This is a genomic window from Escherichia sp. KCJ4928 (genome assembly GCF_004352695.1).
Taxonomy (GTDB): domain Bacteria; phylum Pseudomonadota; class Gammaproteobacteria; order Enterobacterales; family Enterobacteriaceae; genus ECMA0423.
Map to the genome: position 1 here is coordinate 48,719 of NZ_SJWV01000003.1, position 19,629 is coordinate 68,347.

Below are 19,629 nucleotides of genomic sequence, written 5' to 3' on the forward strand. Positions count from 1 at the left end.
GCCGCTCTTAGTGCATCATCATGTTGTAGTTGAGGTTCCACATAATCCAGATGGAGCCTACAACCAGGATAGCGATGATTAGCACGGTGAAGACAAACGCCGTCATGTTCCAGCCTTCATCTGATTTGGTATTCATGTGCAGGAAGCACACCAGATGCACCAGAACCTGTACCACTGCCATTGCCAGGATTGTTCCCAGAATTACGGCCGGAGAGGCAGCCCCTGTCATCACCATCCAGAACGGAATCACCGTCAGAATGATCGACAGGATAAAGCCTGTCATGTAGGTTTTTACGCTGCCATGGGACGCGCCGCTGTGATCGGTAGAATGACTCATTACATCGCCCCCATCAGATAAACAACAGTGAACACACAGATCCAAACCACATCCAGGAAGTGCCAGAACAGGCTCAGGCACATGATGCGGGTACGGTTAGTGCTGGTCAGGCCGCGACGAGCGATTTGTACCATCAGCACCGCCATCCAGATAAGACCGGAAGTGACGTGCAGACCGTGCGTGCCGACCAGCGCAAAGAACGCTGACAGGAAGCCGCTGCGATCCGGACCCATGCCGTTAACAATCAGGTGATGGAATTCGTAGATTTCCATCCCGATAAATCCGGCACCAAACAACCAGGTCAACGCCAGCCAGGAGATAACCTGGCTTTTGTTGTTTTTGTACATGGCGATAGCCGCCATGCCGTAGGTGATGGAGCTGAACAACAGCAAGAAAGTTTCAACCAGAACGAACGGCAGTTCGAAAATGTCCTTACCTGTCGGGCCGCCTGCGGTGCCGTTCACCAGAACGGCATAGGTAGCAAACAAGATTGAGAACAGAATGCAGTCGCTCATCAGGTAGATCCAAAATCCGAAGATTTTGGTTCCGCCTGCATCGTGGTGCCCGTGTTCGTGCGCGTGGGCAGTCGCGTGCGTCAAAGTATCAGTTGCCATTTTTCAGCCCTGCCTTAGTAATCTCATCGAAATGCTGGTTTTCCAGTTTTTCGATTTCTGCCACCGGCACGTAGTAATCCACGTCCTCGTCGAAGCTTTTCACGATCCAGGTGATGATCATGCCTGCGAAGCCAACAATCGCCAGCCACCAGATATGCCAGATCATGGCGAAACCGAAGATGGTGGAGAAAGCTGCAATGACGATACCTGCACCGCTGTTTTTCGGCATATGAATTTCTTCATAGTGGTCAGGCTTTTTATACGCTTCGCCTTTCTCTTTCATTTCCCAGAATGCATCACGCTCGTGAACGTGCGGCACAACGGCAAAGTTATAGAACGGAGGCGGGGAAGAGGTTGCCCACTCCAGCGTACGGCCACCCCACGGGTCGCCAGTCAGGTCACGGTTCTGGTCGCGGTCGCGAATAGAAACGTACATCTGAATAACGAGGCAGAGAATACCCAGCGCAATCAGTACTGCACCGCTAGCTGCAATCATCAGCATGGTGTGGAACTGCGGGTCAATCTGCTGGCTCAAACGACGGGTCATGCCCATGAAGCCCAGCGCATACAGCGGCATAAAGGCAACGAAGAAGCCGATGATCCAGAACCAGAACGCGCGTTTACCCCAGGTTTCATTCAGTTTGAAACCGAAGGCTTTAGGCCACCAGTAGGTCATCCCTGCGAAGCAGCCGAAGACCACGCCGCCGATGATCACGTTATGGAAGTGCGCAATCAGGAACAGGCTGTTATGCAGAACGAAGTCCGCGCCCGGTACTGCCAGCAGCACGCCAGTCATCCCGCCCACCGAGAAAGTGACGATAAAACCGATGGTCCACAGCATCGCAGAATGGAACACGATGCGGCCCTGATACATGGTGAACAGCCAGTTGAAGATCTTCACCCCGGTCGGGATGGCGATAATCATTGTGGTGATACCAAAGAAGGCGTTTACGTTCGCGCCCGCACCCATCGTAAAGAAGTGGTGCAGCCAAACGATGAACGACAGCACGGTGATACAGACGGTTGCCCATACCAGCGAGGTATAACCAAACAGACGTTTACGCGAGAAGGTTGCCGCAATTTCGGAGAACACACCGAAAACAGGCAGGATCAGGATGTAAACTTCCGGGTGGCCCCAGGCCCAAATCAGGTTGATGTACATCATCATGTTGCCACCCATATCGTTGGTAAAGAAATGGGTGCCCAGATAGCGATCCAGGGTCAACAACGCGACGGTAACCGTCAGAATTGGGAAGGAAGCAATAATCAGTACGTTCGCGCACAGTGATGCCCAGGTAAATACTGGCATCTTGAACATGGTCATGCCCGGTGCGCGCATCTTCAGAATGGTAACGAAGAAGTTGATACCGGTAAGCGTCGTACCTATACCGGATAGCTGGAGACTCCATATCCAGTAATCGACACCGACTCCCGGACTGTACTCTATTCCCGATAGCGGTGGATAGGCCAGCCAGCCGGTCTGCGCAAATTCGCCCACGCCGAGAGAAACGTTAACCAGAATCACACCAACAACAGTAAACCAGAAGCTTAAGTTGTTGAGGAACGGGAACGCAACGTCACGCGCGCCGATCTGCAGCGGAACCACCAGGTTCATCAGACCGATAACGAAAGGCATCGCCACGAAGAAGATCATAATCACGCCGTGCGCGGTGAAGATCTGATCGTAGTGGTGAGGTGGCAGGAAGCCCGCTTCGCCCGCCGAGGCAAGAGCCTGCTGGCTACGCATCATAATGGCGTCAGCAAAACCACGCAGCAACATCACAATCGCCACGATGATATACATGATACCGAGGCGTTTATGGTCGACGGAGGTCAGCCACTCTTTCCACAGGTAGGTCCACTTACCGAAGTAAGTGATCAGGCCAACGAGCGCCAGACCTCCCAAAATAATGCCAGCGATCGTAACCATGACGATAGGTTCATGGAACGGGACTGCATCAAGTGATAATTTTCCGAACATCTTTATTCTTCCTCAACCCCTTTAATGGGCGGATTCCGCGTGGCTCATGTCCATGCCTTCCATACCTTCGTGTGCACTGTGCTCACCTTCTGGCTGGGTCATGTCCATGCTCTTACCGTGAGCCATAAACTTGTTAATCACATCGGCAAACAAGTCTGGTTTCACGTTGGAGAAATATTCCACCTGGTTGTATTCGCTAGGCGCGGCCAGTTTTTCGAACGCAGCCATGTCAGACATGGTGTTCGGCGACTGTTTCGCTTTTGCGACCCATTGGTCGAATTCGGCGCGATCCGGTGTTGCAATAGCTTTGAACTTCATGCCTGAGAAGCCCGGCCCGCTGTAGCTGGCGGAGATACCGTCATAAGTACCGGGTTCGTTGGCGATCAGATGCAGGCGAGTCTGCATACCGGCCATGGCATAAATCTGGCTACCCAGACGCGGAATGAAGAAGGAGTTCATCACGGAGTTGGAGGTCACTTTGAAGTACACCGGAGTGTTCGCCGGGAAAGCGATTTCATTCACGGTAGCAATGCCCTGTTCCGGGTAGATGAAGAACCATTTCCAGTCCATGGAAACCACTTCGATGGTAATGGGCTTCTCGTCGTGTGCCAGCGGCTTGCTAGGCTCAAGAGCGTGAGTGGTTTTCCAGGTCAGTACCGCAAGGAAGATGATGATTAAGATAGGTACCGTCCAGACCACAGCTTCCACTTTATTGGAGTGTGACCAGTTCGGGCTGTACTTAGCATCTTTATTGCTCGCACGATACTTCCAGGCGAAACCAACAGCCATCAAGATTGCGGGAATAACGACAATCAACATCAGGCCAAATGCCGTCAGTATCAGTGAACGTTGCTCCAGACCAATCTGTCCTTTGGGATCTAACAGCGCAGAATTACAGCCACTGAGCAATACAGTGCCTGCAAATAATGACAACCATCCCAAACTTTTATTGTATTTCCTGAGTCTCATTTAACGACCTCAATTCCACGGGATCTGGTGGCGTTTAAAGTGTGTGGGCATTTTACGGGAAGGTTACATTACTGTAAACATGATTAAATTCCTGTTACTTGGATTTGGCTGTCAGGTCACATATGTTGCAAAACATATCAAGTTGATTTTAAGAAGCTGTTGCAAAAGGGCGTTATAACGAAAGGGGAGTGCAGAAGGAGTTTGGACGGGCAATTGGTATAACCAATCTGGAATAAAACAATTGTTTAACAAATAATTATCATTATGGTGACAATTGGGTGGGGGAAAATAAAGACTCATTAGCTGAATCGTGTAAGAAAAAATAGAATTCATAAATTGCGTCAATAATTTCCAAACGCTAAGCCGCACAAAAGAACAAATATTATTAAGCGATACTGATGTTTATTTAGCCGTAATAATTACGGCGAGTGATTACTACAGCTAAATAATATTTACAGATTACGTCAGATGCGTTTTTCGTAGCGCCAGATAATCCAGCAAACCACCAAGCACGACGCCAGAAAGGGCGACTAAAACCCCGACTTCCAGCAGAGCAGGCAGGAAAGAGAAGTGCGTCAAATCCAGCGCGTCCATCGTCAACAGCAGTAACCACACGGCCAACAGGCTGACGCCCGCCGCCAGTGTCCACATGGCAAAGGCATAACCTGCCGGATATTCGGTACGGGAGATAAAGTTGTCATTTACTCGTGTATATTCAAGCGTCTGGCGGCAAACCAGCAGCAAAATAAGCCCCGGTACGGCAGCGGCGACGGAGAATAGATAGAATGTCGACCAGCCGTGTGCTTCAACAAACCAACCCGCCACGGGGCCGACATAAACTCGCCCTACAGCGGAAAGCGCTGAGAGCAGGGCAAATTGAGTTGCGGAAAATGACTTATTACACAGCGTCATTAACAGCGCGACAAAGGCTGATGTGCCCATCCCGCCACAGAGGTTTTCGAAAAAGACGGCTGCGCCCATGCTGTAGAGATGCTTATCAGTAATCGACAGCAGCCAGTAACCAGCGTTAGACGCACCTTGTAAAATGCCGAAAATCAGCAGCGCCCGGAACAGCGACAGGCGCTGCATCAAAATCCCACCGTACAATGCGCCCACAATGGTCGCCAGTAAGCCAAGCGTTTTGTTAACCACGCCTACTTCACCCGCATCAAACCCGACGCCGCGAATCAAAAACGTGGTTGTCAGGCTCATGGCGAATGCGTCGCCCAGCTTATACAGCACGATAAGAAGCAAAATAAGCCAGGCATTATTGCGACCAAAGAAATCTCGCAGAGGTGCAACAACCGCTTGTTCCAGCGTTTTTGGCACAGGAATGGTGTCGGTCGGTTCTGGTGCAAGCAACGTCGCGATAATACAAGGGATCAACAGCGCCGCCATCAACCAGTACATGCCCTGCCAGCCCAGCCATTTATCTGCCAGCCACAGGGCTAAGCCGCCGGAAACCAGCATCCCTAAACGGTAACCCAGCACGCTGATTGCCGCGCCCGCACCACGTTCTTCTGCCGGGAGCACATCGGTTTTCCACGCATCGAAGACAATATCCTGGGAGGCCGAGCAAAAAGCGATCACCACCGCCAGTGCCGCCATCCAGCGGAGTTGGGTGCCAGGTTCGAGAAAACCCATCGCCGCAATGGCGACTAATAACAGGATTTGCGTGGCGAGCAGCCAACCGCGCCGCCGCCCAAAAAATGGGGGCGTGTAGCGGTCCATCAGCGGTGACCAGAGGAATTTAAAAACGTAAGCCTGGCCTACCAGAGAGAAGAAACCAATGGTTTTGAGATCAATATTCTCGACCGTCATCCAGGCCTGTAAGGTGCCGGATGTCAGGGCGAGCGGTAGCCCGGAAGCAAAACCCAGGATCAGCAATATGGCTGAACGCGGCTGTTGAAAAATACGTAAATATTGACTGGACATGGGCGTCTACAGGCCCGGTTTGCACCGGGCCAGAGGGCAGAAATTAACGCGCGTTCTGCTTGATAAATTCGTGAATGCTGGTGTCCTGAGACATATCAGCGATGGTATCGGTCAGCACACTGTTAACCGCATCGGCGATATTTTTGTTGGAGGCCTGGAACGCACCTTCAACGTTGTAGCTGGCACGATAGTTTTTGGTCATTTTGTTGCCATTCTGCGCGGTAGCGATGATGGCGATATCCGCTTTGGTAGCGATGTTATAGCGCACGTTGCCCTGGGACACGTCAGCATACAGTTGGCTAACGATGATTTGCAGATTAACCGGGCCATTCGGACCAACCATGTAACCACGCGCGGTCATCTGTTTTTCCAGCACTTCTTGCAGCAGGAAACGCAGATCGCGGGAGGCGGTCAGGGTAACGATTTGATTATCGCGGGTGACTTTTGCCAGCGCCTGATCGGTACGCTGATCGGCACCATTAATGCTTACGGTGACGCCCATCAGGCTTGGATCCTGCTGTGGCAGTGTAATCGTCGGGGAAACTTCAATAGTTGTTGGCGGTTTTGCGCATCCTGCAAGCATAAACAGAGCAACTAACGGGAAGAGGATTTTTTTGAACATGTTCGGGCTCTCAGAGACTCTTAAGCGTGTTTGGTAAAAATTCCCGCCATCATAACATTGCCAACGGCGAGGGGAAGTGGGTAAGGCATGTAAATTCATCATGTTGACGAAATAATCACCCCTGGTAAAAGAAACGCTGATGCGAGGCCTGTGTTTCAATCTTTAAATCAGTAAACTTCATACGCTTGACGGAAAAACCAGGACGAAACCTAAATATTTGTTGTTAAGCTGCAATGGAAACGGTAAAAGCGGCTAGTATTTAAAGGGATGGATGACATCTCAGTGTTGTCGGAGGAGATATTTCATGATGATACGTGAGCGGATAGAAGAAAAATTAAGGGCGGCGTTCCAACCCGTATTCCTCGAAGTAGTGGATGAAAGCTATCGTCACAATGTCCCAGCCGGCTCTGAAAGCCATTTTAAAGTTGTGCTGGTCAGCGATCGTTTTACGGGTGAACGTTTTCTGAATCGTCATCGAATGATTTACAGTACTTTAGCGGAGGAACTCTCTACTACCGTTCATGCGCTGGCTCTGCATACTTACACTATTAAGGAGTGGGAAGGGTTGCAGGACACCGTCTTTGCCTCTCCTCCCTGTCGTGGAGCAGGAAGCATCGCGTAAAAACGCATTTGCAACTGTCGGCGCTTTTCCAGTATGTTGCTAAAGATTTAATGAAAAACGGCCTGCGGGCCGTTTTGTTTTGTCTGGATTTTGCGCTTTTTGCCCAGCATTCAGACGAAAATTGCCCGGGAATTGTGAAAAAATACGCGACAGCGCGCAATAACCGTTCTCGACTCATAAAAGTGATGCCGCTATAATGCCGCGTCCTATTTGAATGCTTTCGGGATGATTCTGGTAACAGGGAATGTGATTGATTATAAGAACATCCCGGTTCCGCGAAGCCAACAACCTGTGCTTGCGGGGTAAGAGTTGACCGAGCACTGTGATTTTTTGAGGTAACAAGATGCAAGTTTCAGTTGAAACCACTCAAGGCCTTGGCCGCCGTGTAACGATTACTATCGCTGCTGACAGCATCGAGACCGCTGTTAAAAGCGAGCTGGTCAACGTTGCGAAAAAAGTACGTATTGACGGCTTCCGCAAAGGCAAAGTGCCAATGAATATCGTTGCTCAGCGTTATGGCGCGTCTGTACGCCAGGACGTTCTGGGTGACCTGATGAGCCGTAACTTCATTGACGCCATCATTAAAGAAAAAATCAATCCGGCTGGCGCACCGACTTATGTTCCGGGCGAATACAAGCTGGGTGAAGACTTCACTTACTCTGTAGAGTTTGAAGTTTATCCGGAAGTTGAACTGCAGGGTCTGGAAGCGATCGAAGTTGAAAAACCGATCGTTGAAGTGACCGACGCTGACGTTGACGGCATGCTGGATACTCTGCGTAAACAGCAGGCGACCTGGAAAGAAAAAGACGGCGCTGTTGAAGCAGAAGACCGCGTAACCATCGACTTCACCGGTTCTGTAGACGGCGAAGAGTTCGAAGGCGGTAAAGCGTCTGATTTCGTACTGGCGATGGGCCAGGGTCGTATGATCCCGGGCTTTGAAGACGGTATCAAAGGCCACAAAGCTGGCGAAGAGTTCACCATCGACGTGACCTTCCCGGAAGAATACCACGCAGAAAACCTGAAAGGTAAAGCAGCGAAATTCGCTATCAACCTGAAGAAAGTTGAAGAGCGTGAACTGCCGGAACTGACTGCAGAATTCATCAAACGTTTCGGCGTTGAAGATGGTTCCGTAGAAGGTCTGCGCGCTGAAGTGCGTAAAAACATGGAGCGCGAGCTGAAGAGCGCCATCCGTAACCGCGTTAAGTCTCAGGCGATCGAAGGTCTGGTAAAAGCTAACGACATCGACGTACCGGCTGCGCTGATCGACAGCGAAATCGACGTTCTGCGTCGCCAGGCTGCACAGCGTTTCGGTGGCAACGAAAAACAAGCTCTGGAACTGCCGCGCGAACTGTTCGAAGAACAGGCTAAACGCCGCGTAGTTGTTGGCCTGCTGCTGGGCGAAGTTATCCGCACCAACGAGCTGAAAGCTGACGAAGAGCGCGTGAAAGGCCTGATCGAAGAGATGGCTTCTGCGTACGAAGATCCGAAAGAAGTTATCGAGTTCTACAGCAAAAACAAAGAACTGATGGACAACATGCGCAATGTTGCTCTGGAAGAACAGGCTGTTGAAGCTGTACTGGCGAAAGCGAAAGTGACTGAAAAAGAAACCACTTTCAACGAGCTGATGAACCAGCAGGCGTAATTTACGCAGCATAACGCGCTAAATTCGCACAAAGGCCCGTCACCGCCAGGTGGTGGGCTTTTTTTTGTCATGAATTTTGCATGGAACCGTGCGAAAAGCCTCTTTCGGTGTTAGCGTAACAACAAAAGATTGTTATGCTTGAAATATGGTGATGCCGTACCCATAACACAGGGACTAGCTGATAATCCGTCCATAAGGTTACAATCGGTACAGCAGGTTTTTTCAATTTTATCCAGGAGACGGAAATGTCATACAGCGGCGAACGAGATAACTTTGCACCCCATATGGCGCTGGTGCCGATGGTCATTGAACAGACCTCACGCGGTGAGCGCTCTTTTGATATCTATTCTCGTCTACTTAAGGAACGCGTCATTTTTCTGACTGGCCAGGTTGAAGACCACATGGCTAACCTGATTGTGGCGCAGATGCTGTTCCTGGAAGCGGAAAACCCAGAAAAAGATATCTATCTGTACATTAACTCCCCAGGCGGGGTGATCACTGCCGGGATGTCTATCTATGACACCATGCAGTTTATCAAGCCTGATGTCAGCACCATCTGTATGGGCCAGGCGGCCTCGATGGGCGCTTTCTTGTTGACCGCAGGGGCAAAAGGTAAACGTTTTTGCCTGCCGAATTCGCGCGTGATGATTCACCAACCGTTGGGCGGCTACCAGGGCCAGGCGACCGATATCGAAATTCATGCCCGTGAAATTCTGAAAGTTAAAGGGCGCATGAATGAACTTATGGCGCTTCATACGGGTCAATCATTAGAACAGATTGAACGTGATACCGAGCGCGATCGCTTCCTTTCCGCCCCTGAAGCGGTGGAATACGGTCTGGTCGATTCGATTCTGACCCATCGTAATTGATGCCAGAGGCGCAACTGTGCCGCTATACTTATCCAGGGCGGCACAACGCTGTAAGCGGCTTGCGCCTGAGAATGGCATTTGCGTCGTCGTGTGCGGCACAAAGAACAAAGAAGAGGTTTTGACCCATGACAGATAAACGCAAAGATGGCTCAGGCAAATTGCTGTATTGCTCTTTTTGCGGCAAAAGCCAGCATGAAGTGCGCAAGCTGATTGCCGGTCCATCCGTGTATATCTGCGACGAATGTGTTGATTTATGTAACGACATCATTCGCGAAGAGATTAAAGAAGTTGCACCGCATCGTGAACGCAGTGCGCTACCGACGCCGCATGAAATTCGCAACCACCTGGACGATTACGTTATCGGCCAGGAACAGGCGAAAAAAGTGCTGGCGGTCGCGGTATACAACCATTACAAACGTCTGCGCAACGGCGATACCAGCAATGGTGTCGAGTTGGGCAAAAGTAACATTCTGCTGATCGGTCCGACCGGTTCCGGTAAAACGCTGCTGGCTGAAACGCTGGCGCGCCTGCTGGACGTCCCGTTCACCATGGCCGACGCAACCACGCTGACCGAAGCCGGTTATGTGGGCGAAGACGTTGAAAACATCATTCAGAAGCTGTTGCAGAAGTGCGATTACGACGTACAGAAAGCGCAGCGCGGGATTGTCTACATCGATGAAATCGACAAGATTTCTCGTAAGTCAGACAACCCGTCCATTACCCGAGACGTTTCCGGTGAAGGCGTACAGCAGGCACTGTTGAAACTGATCGAAGGTACGGTAGCTGCTGTTCCACCGCAAGGTGGGCGTAAACATCCGCAGCAGGAATTCTTGCAGGTTGATACCTCTAAGATCCTGTTTATTTGTGGCGGTGCGTTTGCCGGTCTGGATAAAGTGATTTCCCACCGTGTAGAAACCGGCTCCGGCATTGGTTTTGGCGCGACGGTAAAAGCGAAGTCCGACAAAGCAAGCGAAGGCGAGCTGCTGGCGCAGGTTGAACCGGAAGATCTGATCAAGTTTGGTCTTATCCCTGAGTTTATTGGTCGTCTGCCGGTTGTCGCAACGTTGAATGAACTGAGCGAAGAAGCTCTGATTCAGATCCTCAAAGAGCCGAAAAACGCCCTGACCAAGCAGTATCAGGCGCTGTTTAATCTGGAAGGCGTGGATCTGGAATTCCGTGACGAGGCGCTGGATGCTATCGCTAAGAAAGCGATGGCGCGTAAAACCGGTGCCCGTGGCCTGCGTTCCATCGTAGAAGCCGCACTGCTCGATACCATGTACGATCTGCCGTCCATGGAAGATGTCGAAAAAGTGGTTATCGACGAGTCGGTAATTGATGGTCAAAGCAAACCGTTGCTGATTTATGGTAAGCCGGAAGCGCAACAGGCATCTGGTGAATAATTAACCATTCCCATACAATTAGTTAACCAAAAAGGGGGGATTTTATCTCCCCTTTAATTTTTCCTCTATTCTCGGCGTTGAATGTGGGGGAAACATCCCCATATACTGACGTACATGTTAATAGATGGCGTGAAGCACAGTCGTGTCATCTGATTACCTGGCGGAAATTAAACTAAGAGAGAGCTCTATGAATCCTGAGCGTTCTGAACGCATTGAAATCCCCGTATTGCCGCTGCGCGATGTGGTGGTTTATCCGCACATGGTCATCCCCTTATTTGTCGGGCGGGAAAAATCTATCCGTTGTCTGGAAGCGGCGATGGACCATGATAAAAAAATTATGCTGGTCGCGCAGAAAGAAGCTTCAACGGATGAGCCGGGTGTAAACGATCTTTTCACCGTCGGGACCGTGGCCTCTATATTGCAGATGCTGAAACTGCCTGACGGCACCGTCAAAGTGCTGGTCGAGGGGTTACAGCGCGCGCGTATTTCTGCGCTCTCTGACAATGGCGAACACTTTTCTGCGAAGGCGGAGTATCTGGAGTCGCCGACCATTGATGAGCGGGAACAGGAAGTGCTGGTGCGTACTGCAATCAGCCAGTTCGAAGGCTACATCAAGCTGAACAAAAAAATCCCACCAGAAGTGCTGACGTCGCTGAATAGCATCGACGATCCGGCGCGTCTGGCGGATACCATTGCTGCACATATGCCGCTGAAACTGGCTGACAAACAGTCCGTTCTGGAGATGTCCGACGTTAACGAACGTCTGGAATATCTGATGGCAATGATGGAATCGGAAATCGATCTGCTGCAGGTTGAGAAACGCATTCGCAACCGCGTTAAAAAGCAGATGGAGAAATCCCAGCGTGAGTACTATCTGAACGAGCAAATGAAAGCTATTCAGAAAGAACTCGGTGAAATGGACGACGCGCCGGACGAAAACGAAGCCCTGAAGCGCAAAATCGACGCGGCGAAGATGCCGAAAGAGGCAAAAGAGAAAGCGGAAGCAGAGTTGCAGAAGCTGAAAATGATGTCTCCGATGTCGGCAGAAGCGACCGTAGTGCGTGGTTATATCGACTGGATGGTACAGGTACCGTGGAATGCGCGCAGCAAGGTCAAAAAAGACCTGCGTCAGGCGCAGGAAATCCTTGATACCGACCATTATGGTCTGGAGCGCGTGAAAGATCGCATCCTTGAGTACCTTGCGGTTCAAAGCCGTGTCAACAAAATCAAGGGACCGATCCTCTGCCTGGTAGGGCCGCCGGGGGTAGGTAAAACCTCTCTTGGTCAGTCCATTGCCAAAGCCACCGGGCGTAAATATGTCCGTATGGCGCTGGGCGGCGTGCGTGATGAAGCGGAAATCCGTGGTCACCGCCGTACTTACATCGGTTCTATGCCGGGTAAACTGATCCAGAAAATGGCGAAAGTGGGCGTGAAAAACCCGCTGTTCCTGCTCGATGAGATCGACAAAATGTCTTCTGACATGCGAGGCGATCCGGCCTCTGCACTGCTTGAAGTGCTGGATCCAGAGCAGAACGTAGCGTTCAGCGACCACTACCTGGAAGTGGATTACGATCTCAGCGACGTGATGTTTGTCGCGACGTCGAACTCCATGAACATTCCGGCACCGCTGCTGGATCGTATGGAAGTAATTCGCCTCTCCGGTTATACCGAAGATGAAAAACTGAACATCGCCAAACGTCACCTGCTGCCGAAGCAGATTGAACGTAATGCACTGAAAAAAGGTGAGCTGACCGTCGACGATAGCGCCATTATCGGCATTATTCGTTACTACACCCGTGAGGCGGGCGTGCGTGGTCTGGAGCGTGAAATCTCCAAACTGTGCCGCAAAGCGGTTAAGCAGTTACTGCTCGATAAGTCATTAAAACATATCGAAATTAACGGCGATAACCTGCATGACTACCTCGGTGTTCAGCGTTTCGACTATGGTCGCGCTGATAACGAAAACCGTGTCGGTCAGGTAACCGGTCTGGCGTGGACGGAAGTGGGCGGTGACTTGCTGACCATTGAAACCGCATGTGTTCCGGGTAAAGGCAAACTGACCTATACCGGTTCGCTCGGCGAAGTGATGCAGGAGTCTATTCAGGCGGCGTTAACGGTGGTTCGTGCGCGTGCGGAAAAACTGGGGATCAACCCTGATTTTTACGAAAAACGTGACATCCACGTCCACGTACCGGAAGGTGCGACGCCGAAAGATGGTCCGAGTGCCGGTATTGCTATGTGCACCGCGCTGGTTTCTTGCCTGACCGGTAACCCGGTTCGTGCCGATGTGGCAATGACCGGTGAGATCACTCTGCGTGGTCAGGTACTGCCGATCGGTGGTTTGAAAGAAAAACTCCTGGCAGCGCATCGCGGCGGGATTAAAACAGTGCTAATTCCGTTCGAAAATAAACGCGATCTGGAAGAGATTCCTGACAACGTAATTGCCGATCTGGACATTCATCCTGTGAAGCGCATTGAGGAAGTTCTGACTCTGGCGCTGCAAAATGAACCGTCTGGCATGCAGGTTGTGACTGCAAAATAGTGACCTCGCGCAAAATGCACTAATAAAAACAGGGCTGGCAGGCTAATTCGGGCTTGCCAGCCTTTTTTTGTCTCGCTAAGTTAGATGGCGGATCGGGCTTGCCCTTATTAAGGGGTGTTGTAAGGGGATGGCTGGCCTGATATAACTGCTGCGCGTTCGTACCTTGAAGGATTCAAGTGCGATATAAATTATAAAGAGGAAGAGAAGAGTGAATAAATCTCAATTGATCGACAAGATTGCTGCAGGGGCTGATATCTCTAAAGCTGCGGCTGGCCGTGCGTTAGATGCTATTATTGCTTCCGTAACTGAATCTCTGAAAGAAGGGGATGATGTAGCACTGGTAGGTTTTGGTACTTTTGCCGTTAAAGAGCGTGCTGCCCGTACTGGCCGCAACCCGCAGACCGGTAAAGAGATCACCATCGCTGCTGCTAAAGTACCGAGCTTCCGTGCAGGTAAAGCACTGAAAGACGCGGTAAACTAAGCGTTGTCCCCGGTGGGGATGTGACGAAGTTCAAGGGCGCATCTACTGATGTGCCTTTTTTATTTGTATTCGGTGACTTTCTGCGTCTTGTGGGCTGACAATTGCCCCCGTTTCTTGTCACAATAGGCCTTTGCGCGCATCGATACGTTGCGTGAGGTACACAGTCATCTACAGCGGAGTGTTGTTACACCATGATGGACAGCTTACGCACGGCTGCAAACAGTCTCGTGCTCAAGATTATTTTCGGTATCATTATCGTGTCGTTCATATTGACCGGCGTGAGTGGTTACCTGATTGGCGGAGGCAATAACTACGCCGCAAAAGTGAATGACCAGGAAATCAGCCGTGGGCAGTTCGAGAACGCCTTTAACAGCGAGCGTAATCGCATGCAGCAACAGCTGGGCGATCAATACTCCGAGCTGGCAGCGAATGAAGGCTATATGAAAACCCTGCGTCAACAGGTGCTGAATCGTCTGATCGACGAGGCGCTGTTGGATCAGTACGCTCGTGAGCTGAAACTGGGTATCAGTGATGAGCAGGTTAAACAGGCGATTTTCGCGACCCCAGCCTTCCAGGTTGACGGCAAATTTGATAACAGCCGCTATAACGGTATCCTCAACCAGATGGGGATGACCGCCGATCAGTACGCCCAGGCGCTGCGTAACCAGCTCACTACCCAACAGCTGATTAACGGTGTTGCCGGTACCGATTTTATGCTGAAAGGTGAAACCGACGAGCTGGCGGCACTGGTCGCGCAACAACGCGTGGTGCGTGAGGCGACTATCGATGTTAACGCGCTGGCGGCGAAGCAGCCTGTGACCGAACAGGAGATTGCCAGCTACTACGAACAAAACAAAAACAATTTCATGACGCCGGAACAATTCCGCGTGAGTTACATCAAGCTGGATGCCGCAACGATGCAGCAACCGGTTAGCGATGCGGATATCCAGAGCTACTACGATCAGCATCAGGATCAATTCACTCAGCCGCAGCGTACCCGCTACAGCATCATCCAGACCAAAACTGAAGATGAAGCGAAAGCGGTACTTGATGAGCTGAATAAAGGCGGTGATTTTGCTGCATTAGCCAAAGAAAAATCTGCCGATATTATCTCTGCCCGTAACGGCGGCGATATGGGTTGGTTAGAAGATGCCACTATCCCCGACGAACTGAAAAATGCTGGTCTGAAAGAAAAAGGGCAACTGTCTGGTGTCATCAAATCTTCGGTCGGTTTCCTGATTGTACGTCTGGACGACATTCAGCCAGCGAAAGTGAAATCGTTAGACGAAGTACGTGACGACATTGCGGCGAAAGTGAAACACGAAAAAGCCCTCGATGCGTACTATGCGCTGCAGCAGAAAGTGAGCGATGCGGCAAGCAACGACACGGAGTCTCTGGCCGGTGCAGAGCAAGCTGCCGGCGTTAAAGCCACTCAGACGGGTTGGTTCAGCAAAGATAACCTGCCGGAAGAGTTGAACTTCAAGCCGGTTGCCGACGCTATCTTTAACGGCGGTCTGGTAGGTGAAAACGGCGCGCCGGGCATCAACTCTGACATCATCACCGTAGATGGCGACCGCGCATTCGTGCTGCGCATCAGCGAGCACAAACCGGAAGCGGTGAAACCGTTGGCAGATGTTCAGGAACAAGTTAAGGCACTGGTTCAGCACAACAAAGCTGAACAACAGGCGAAAGTAGATGCTGAGAAACTGCTGGTTGATTTGAAAGCCGGCAAAGGTGCGGAAGCTATGCAGGCTGCCGGTCTGAAATTTGGCGAGCCGAAAACCTTAAGCCGTTCCGGTCGTGACCCGATTAGCCAGGCGGCGTTTGCACTGCCACTGCCAGCGAAAGACAAACCGAGCTACGGTATGGCGACCGATATGCAAGGTAATGTGGTTCTGCTGGCGCTGGATGAAGTGAAACAAGGTTCAATGCCGGAAGAGCAGAAAAAAGCGATGGTGCAGGGTATCACCCAGAACAACGCACAAATCGTCTTTGAAGCTCTGATGAGTAACCTGCGTAAAGAGGCGAAAATCAAAATTGGCGATGCGCTGGAACAGCAATAATCCTGAAGCCGCCTCGCAAAAAAATGCTTTGCAGCTGTAACAAGAAAAGGTCGCTTTCGCGGCCTTTTCCATTTCTGAACATTGCCATTTGTTTACTGTTTTCACTGCCGTTAAGGTGATTCCACTGTTAACAAACAAGGAGAAAACAGTATGAAACACGGAATTAAAGCACTGCTCATTACCCTGTCTCTGGCTTGTGCCGGAATGTCTCATAGCGCGCTGGCGGCAGCTTCTGTGGCGAAACCGACAACGGTAGAAACCAAAGCGGAAGCTCCTGCAGCACAAAGTAAAGCAGCAGTACCGGCGAAAGCCAGTGACGAAGAAGGCACCCGGGTCAGCATTAATAATGCCAGCGCGGAAGAGCTAGCCCGCGCGATGAATGGCGTTGGCCTGAAGAAAGCGCAGGCGATTGTCAGTTATCGCGAAGAGTACGGTCCGTTTAAAACGGTGGAGGATCTAAAGCAGGTGCCGGGGATGGGCAATTCGCTGGTGGAACGTAATCTGGCGGTATTAACCCTGTAATTAATTTGCATAGTGGCAATTTTTTGCCAGACTGAAGAGGTCATACCAGTTATGACCTCTGTACTTATAACAACAACGTAAGGTTATTGCGCTATGCAAACACAAATCAAAGTTCGTGGATATCATCTCGACGTTTACCAGCACGTAAACAACGCCCGCTACCTTGAATTTCTCGAAGAAGCACGCTGGGATGGACTGGAAAATAGCGACAGTTTTCAGTGGATGACGGCCCATAACATCGCCTTCGTCGTGGTCAATATCAATATTAACTATCGTCGCCCAGCGGTATTAAGCGACCTGTTAACTATTACCAGTCAGTTGCAGCAATTAAACGGTAAAAGCGGCATCTTAAGCCAGGTCATTACACTGGAGCCGGAAGGGCAGGTGGTAGCGGATGCGCTTATTACGTTTGTTTGTATTGATCTTAAAACGCAGAAAGCATTAGCTCTGGAAGGGGAATTGCGCGAAAAGCTGGAGCAGATGGTTAAGTAAACGTTTTGTGGTGCCGGATGCTCAAGCCGCATCCGGCGACACCCGGAATAATTACTTCAACCCGGTTTTCTGCTTCATCGCGGCCATCACCGTCGGTTTATCGGCCAGATAATGATTCAAACCGTTGGCGCGTAAATTACATGCCGCACAATGACCGCAACCGTCGCCTTTAATGCCGTTATAGCAGGTCAACGTTTCGTTACGGACTAAATCCAGTTTGCCGTAATAATCTGCCAGCGCCCAGGTTTCCGCTTTATCAATCCACATCAGCGGCGTTTCAAAACGAATATCTTTCGCCATGCCCAAACTGACGGCATGGTTTAGTGCTTTCACAAACTCATCGCGGCAATCCGGGTAGCCGGAGAAATCCGTTTCACAGACGCCGGTAATTACGGCTTCTGCTTTTACCTGATACGCATATATTGCCGCCAGCGTCAGGAACAAAATATTACGCCCTGGGACAAACGTATTCGGGATGCCATCGGCTTCAGGTTCATAATCAGGCACCGGAATGCTGTCACGCGTCAGGCTGCTGACCGCCAGCTCGTTGAGCAGCGTTACATCAAGAACCTTATGCGCGCGTGCTCCCAGTTTCAGCGCCAGTTCGCGTGCCACGTCGATTTCTGCGCGATGTCGCTGACCGTAATCGAACGTCACGCAATGGACTTCATCATATTGTTGTAATGCCTGCACCAGACAGGTGGTGGAATCCTGGCCTCCACTGAACACAACGACAGCACGTTTCATAGATAATCCTGCTTGAACAATAAAAGCGTTATGGTAACGCCTGCGATTAACCCGGACCAGCTATTCATTGCGACGGCGCGGGAAGCCAGGCTTCGGTAAATTCAAACCAGCCGCGTGGTGTCAGCCGCACACCGTTCACGCCGGGAGGGGCACTAATGCGATAGTGATAGTTGAATAGCGGCGTCAGCGTCGCGTCTGCCATTAACTGGCTAAAAACCGCTTTCAGGGCATTAAATCGGTTTTCCTCATCAGGCATTACTTGCACCGCGTCCAGTGTCGATTGCAGATGTGCATATGCTGGAGCGTCGAAAACATGTGGCCACAGCGGATCGCAGCGCAGCCATTGCTCCAGAGTATATTCCGGTGCTTCGCCAATTAATCTGTCGCCCATCATGAGGTCTGCGTGTGCCAGTAGGGTCGTGTCGTCCCAGTTTTTTGCGTTATGAAAAATAATTGTAAGTTCACAGCCTTCCGCTGCCAGTGTCGCCTGTAGGCGTTCTGCCATGGTATGAAGTTCTATCGGTAGGTGATAAACCAGCGTCAAGGTTTTCGGTAGTTTGACTTCATCCGGTACTTGCCATTGCGGAATAGTCCAGCCTGGCAGTAATGCATGACTGGCGGTGATCAGGTTTTCTCCTACTTCTAACGTTTGTAATAAACCGGATTGATGAATAATGGAGATCACTTTTCGCGCCTGCCAGAGGGAGAGTCGGGGACTTTTGCGCAACGTTAAATAGCAAAAACCTAAACTGATGCCACTACTGACCTGGCTGACCCGTTGCAGCTCCTCCGGTTTGCCGATGGTGATTTGCACGGGATGCCGACAGCTGGTTCCCAAATCTTTTTCGAAAAGCGGCGGAGTTATCCAGTACTCAACCGCTTTAAGCAGTGGATGACGTAAATGGTAATAATCATGGCTTTCCAGGCGCACCAGTTCCGCTGTGAATTGTGTTAAGCGAAAAGGACCCGTGCCGATCAGTGGGAATTGCGGATGCGCCAGATGGCTACAATAGCTCGCCAGCCGGTGCGCAAGCCAGTAATCAGGGCGATGTAAAAAGAAGGTCAGACACTGCGGATGGGTGACTTCAATACGCTTCACGCTAATAAATAATTGATCCAGTGCTGGCAGTTGTAACAGCATCAATAATCGCTGGTGTAAGTGTGAGGCTTTTACTGCATCGCCGTTATGCCAGTGTAGGGTTGAACGAAGATAAAAGTCCCAGCGTAACCCGTCAGTAGAGGTTTCCCAGTGATGCGCTAAATCGCCAATCGGGCGCTGGGTATTATTATCGAAGCGGGTCAGGCCGGAAAATATCTGTCCGGCGAGATGCTGCTCGGCACGGCCGGGCAAAAAGCCTGGTTGTAGCGGTTCGAGCGGGCGATAGTAGGGAATACGCAACGTGGGTGTATCGTTTTGCCATTGTCCGCCCATAAACGGCTGTAACAGAGTGCGCAGCTCACCTGGGGCCAGTTGCGCCAGCTCCAGCACATCTTGCTGCTTTCCGGTTTCCAGTGCCTGTTCCATCATCGCATTGCGTAGCGATTCCGGCGTGACCAGAAAGCGTAATTGTCCGCGCTTTCCGCGTCCTGACTGCGCCTGCCACTCCAGCCATCCCGCCTCCTGTGCCTGACGCAACAGCGTACGAACATGGCGTTCGCTGCAAAAACAGCGTTCGGCCAGTTCATTGACGGTGACAGCTTGCGGCTTTCCGGCGGAAGGTTGCCACAGACGTTGATACTGGTTAAGACGGTTGAGCAATCGCATATAAACCCGGAACAATATTATTTAAC

The 19,629-nt window shown here is 51.0% G+C and carries 17 protein-coding genes; 9 read left to right on the forward strand and 8 right to left on the reverse strand.

The genetic code is table 11. The features are described 5' to 3' along the window. Positions 1-7 precede the first annotated feature (7 nt). From E0D98_RS01135 to E0D98_RS01160, 6 genes are all read right to left on the reverse strand, one after another. The gene (locus E0D98_RS01135; RefSeq protein ID WP_000019869.1) at positions 8-337 is read right to left on the reverse strand and encodes a cytochrome o ubiquinol oxidase subunit IV; all 330 of its coding nucleotides are present in this window, start codon (positions 335-337) and stop codon (positions 8-10) included. Then, on the reverse strand, positions 337-951 hold the full coding sequence (locus tag E0D98_RS01140) for a cytochrome o ubiquinol oxidase subunit III (protein WP_000179819.1): 615 nt from the start codon (positions 949-951) through the stop codon (positions 337-339). Before E0D98_RS01140 ends, E0D98_RS01135 begins: the two co-directional genes overlap by 1 nt. Next, complete coding sequence (gene cyoB / locus E0D98_RS01145) at positions 941-2,932, reverse strand: cytochrome o ubiquinol oxidase subunit I (protein ID WP_000467180.1); 1,992 nt, start codon at positions 2,930-2,932, stop codon at positions 941-943. The genes E0D98_RS01140 and cyoB overlap by 11 nt, the downstream gene beginning before the upstream one ends. Before the next feature lie 21 nt (positions 2,933-2,953). Beyond that, on the reverse strand, positions 2,954-3,901 hold the full coding sequence (gene cyoA, locus E0D98_RS01150; RefSeq protein WP_001239441.1) for a cytochrome o ubiquinol oxidase subunit II: 948 nt from the start codon (positions 3,899-3,901) through the stop codon (positions 2,954-2,956). A 459-nt stretch (positions 3,902-4,360) separates the two neighbouring features. Continuing rightward, entirely contained in the window at positions 4,361-5,836 is a 1,476-nt protein-coding gene (gene ampG / locus E0D98_RS01155; RefSeq protein ID WP_000098438.1) for a muropeptide MFS transporter AmpG, read from the reverse strand. Between the two features lie 43 nt (positions 5,837-5,879). Beyond that, the gene (locus E0D98_RS01160) at positions 5,880-6,458 is read right to left on the reverse strand and encodes a lipoprotein (RefSeq protein ID WP_001295326.1); all 579 of its coding nucleotides are present in this window, start codon (positions 6,456-6,458) and stop codon (positions 5,880-5,882) included. A gap of 304 nt (positions 6,459-6,762) precedes the next feature. Here E0D98_RS01160 and bolA point away from each other — a divergent pair, with 304 nt between their 5' ends. The 9 genes from bolA (at position 6,763) to fadM (ending at position 17,091) form a co-directional block, all read left to right on the forward strand. Next, the gene (gene bolA / locus E0D98_RS01165; RefSeq protein ID WP_000973448.1) at positions 6,763-7,080 is read left to right on the forward strand and encodes a transcriptional regulator BolA; all 318 of its coding nucleotides are present in this window, start codon (positions 6,763-6,765) and stop codon (positions 7,078-7,080) included. Positions 7,081-7,423: 343 nt separating this feature from the next. Beyond that, positions 7,424-8,722 carry a trigger factor gene (gene tig, locus E0D98_RS01170; protein WP_001198386.1) on the forward strand — a complete coding sequence of 433 codons (1,299 nt, stop codon included), beginning with the start codon at positions 7,424-7,426 and terminating at the stop codon, positions 8,720-8,722. A 245-nt stretch (positions 8,723-8,967) separates the two neighbouring features. Further along, positions 8,968-9,591 (forward strand): ATP-dependent Clp endopeptidase proteolytic subunit ClpP, encoded by a 624-nt coding sequence (gene clpP / locus E0D98_RS01175; protein WP_000122253.1) that lies wholly within the window; start codon positions 8,968-8,970, stop codon positions 9,589-9,591. A gap of 125 nt (positions 9,592-9,716) precedes the next feature. After that, entirely contained in the window at positions 9,717-10,991 is a 1,275-nt protein-coding gene (clpX, locus tag E0D98_RS01180; RefSeq protein WP_000130305.1) for an ATP-dependent protease ATP-binding subunit ClpX, read from the forward strand. 187 nt (positions 10,992-11,178) lie between these two features. Beyond that, a complete protein-coding gene (gene lon / locus E0D98_RS01185; RefSeq protein ID WP_001295325.1) occupies positions 11,179-13,533 on the forward strand; it encodes an endopeptidase La in 2,355 nt (784 codons plus the stop codon). 190 nt (positions 13,534-13,723) lie between these two features. Then, positions 13,724-14,014 (forward strand): nucleoid-associated protein HU-beta, encoded by a 291-nt coding sequence (gene hupB, locus E0D98_RS01190; protein ID WP_254892905.1) that lies wholly within the window; start codon positions 13,724-13,726, stop codon positions 14,012-14,014. Positions 14,015-14,205: 191 nt separating this feature from the next. Beyond that, complete coding sequence (ppiD, locus tag E0D98_RS01195) at positions 14,206-16,077, forward strand: peptidylprolyl isomerase (protein WP_000969373.1); 1,872 nt, start codon at positions 14,206-14,208, stop codon at positions 16,075-16,077. A 150-nt stretch (positions 16,078-16,227) separates the two neighbouring features. Continuing rightward, positions 16,228-16,599 (forward strand): helix-hairpin-helix domain-containing protein, encoded by a 372-nt coding sequence (locus tag E0D98_RS01200; RefSeq protein ID WP_000680314.1) that lies wholly within the window; start codon positions 16,228-16,230, stop codon positions 16,597-16,599. Between the two features lie 93 nt (positions 16,600-16,692). Further along, positions 16,693-17,091: a long-chain acyl-CoA thioesterase FadM gene (gene fadM / locus E0D98_RS01205; protein WP_001194534.1), complete on the forward strand. Its 399-nt coding sequence runs from the start codon at positions 16,693-16,695 to the stop codon at positions 17,089-17,091. A 51-nt stretch (positions 17,092-17,142) separates the two neighbouring features. Here fadM and queC read toward each other — a convergent pair whose 3' ends face one another. Next, the gene (queC, locus tag E0D98_RS01210; protein WP_000817227.1) at positions 17,143-17,838 is read right to left on the reverse strand and encodes a 7-cyano-7-deazaguanine synthase QueC; all 696 of its coding nucleotides are present in this window, start codon (positions 17,836-17,838) and stop codon (positions 17,143-17,145) included. Positions 17,839-17,902: 64 nt separating this feature from the next. Then, a complete protein-coding gene (locus tag E0D98_RS01215; protein WP_001238190.1) occupies positions 17,903-19,603 on the reverse strand; it encodes an SgrR family transcriptional regulator in 1,701 nt (566 codons plus the stop codon). Positions 19,604-19,629 lie beyond the last annotated feature (26 nt).

Coding starts and splice junctions, on each gene's coding strand:
- E0D98_RS01135 (WP_000019869.1), bottom strand. CDS start 337: ATGAGTCATTCTACCGATCACAGCGGCGCGTCCCATGGCAGCGTAAAA.
- E0D98_RS01140 (WP_000179819.1), bottom strand. CDS start 951: ATGGCAACTGATACTTTGACGCACGCGACTGCCCACGCGCACGAACAC.
- cyoB (WP_000467180.1), bottom strand. CDS start 2,932: ATGTTCGGAAAATTATCACTTGATGCAGTCCCGTTCCATGAACCTATC.
- cyoA (WP_001239441.1), bottom strand. CDS start 3,901: ATGAGACTCAGGAAATACAATAAAAGTTTGGGATGGTTGTCATTATTT.
- ampG (WP_000098438.1), bottom strand. CDS start 5,836: ATGTCCAGTCAATATTTACGTATTTTTCAACAGCCGCGTTCAGCCATA.
- E0D98_RS01160 (WP_001295326.1), bottom strand. CDS start 6,458: ATGTTCAAAAAAATCCTCTTCCCGTTAGTTGCTCTGTTTATGCTTGCA.
- bolA (WP_000973448.1), top strand. CDS start 6,763: ATGATGATACGTGAGCGGATAGAAGAAAAATTAAGGGCGGCGTTCCAA.
- tig (WP_001198386.1), top strand. CDS start 7,424: ATGCAAGTTTCAGTTGAAACCACTCAAGGCCTTGGCCGCCGTGTAACG.
- clpP (WP_000122253.1), top strand. CDS start 8,968: ATGTCATACAGCGGCGAACGAGATAACTTTGCACCCCATATGGCGCTG.
- clpX (WP_000130305.1), top strand. CDS start 9,717: ATGACAGATAAACGCAAAGATGGCTCAGGCAAATTGCTGTATTGCTCT.
- lon (WP_001295325.1), top strand. CDS start 11,179: ATGAATCCTGAGCGTTCTGAACGCATTGAAATCCCCGTATTGCCGCTG.
- ppiD (WP_000969373.1), top strand. CDS start 14,206: ATGATGGACAGCTTACGCACGGCTGCAAACAGTCTCGTGCTCAAGATT.
- E0D98_RS01200 (WP_000680314.1), top strand. CDS start 16,228: ATGAAACACGGAATTAAAGCACTGCTCATTACCCTGTCTCTGGCTTGT.
- fadM (WP_001194534.1), top strand. CDS start 16,693: ATGCAAACACAAATCAAAGTTCGTGGATATCATCTCGACGTTTACCAG.
- queC (WP_000817227.1), bottom strand. CDS start 17,838: ATGAAACGTGCTGTCGTTGTGTTCAGTGGAGGCCAGGATTCCACCACC.
- E0D98_RS01215 (WP_001238190.1), bottom strand. CDS start 19,603: ATGCGATTGCTCAACCGTCTTAACCAGTATCAACGTCTGTGGCAACCT.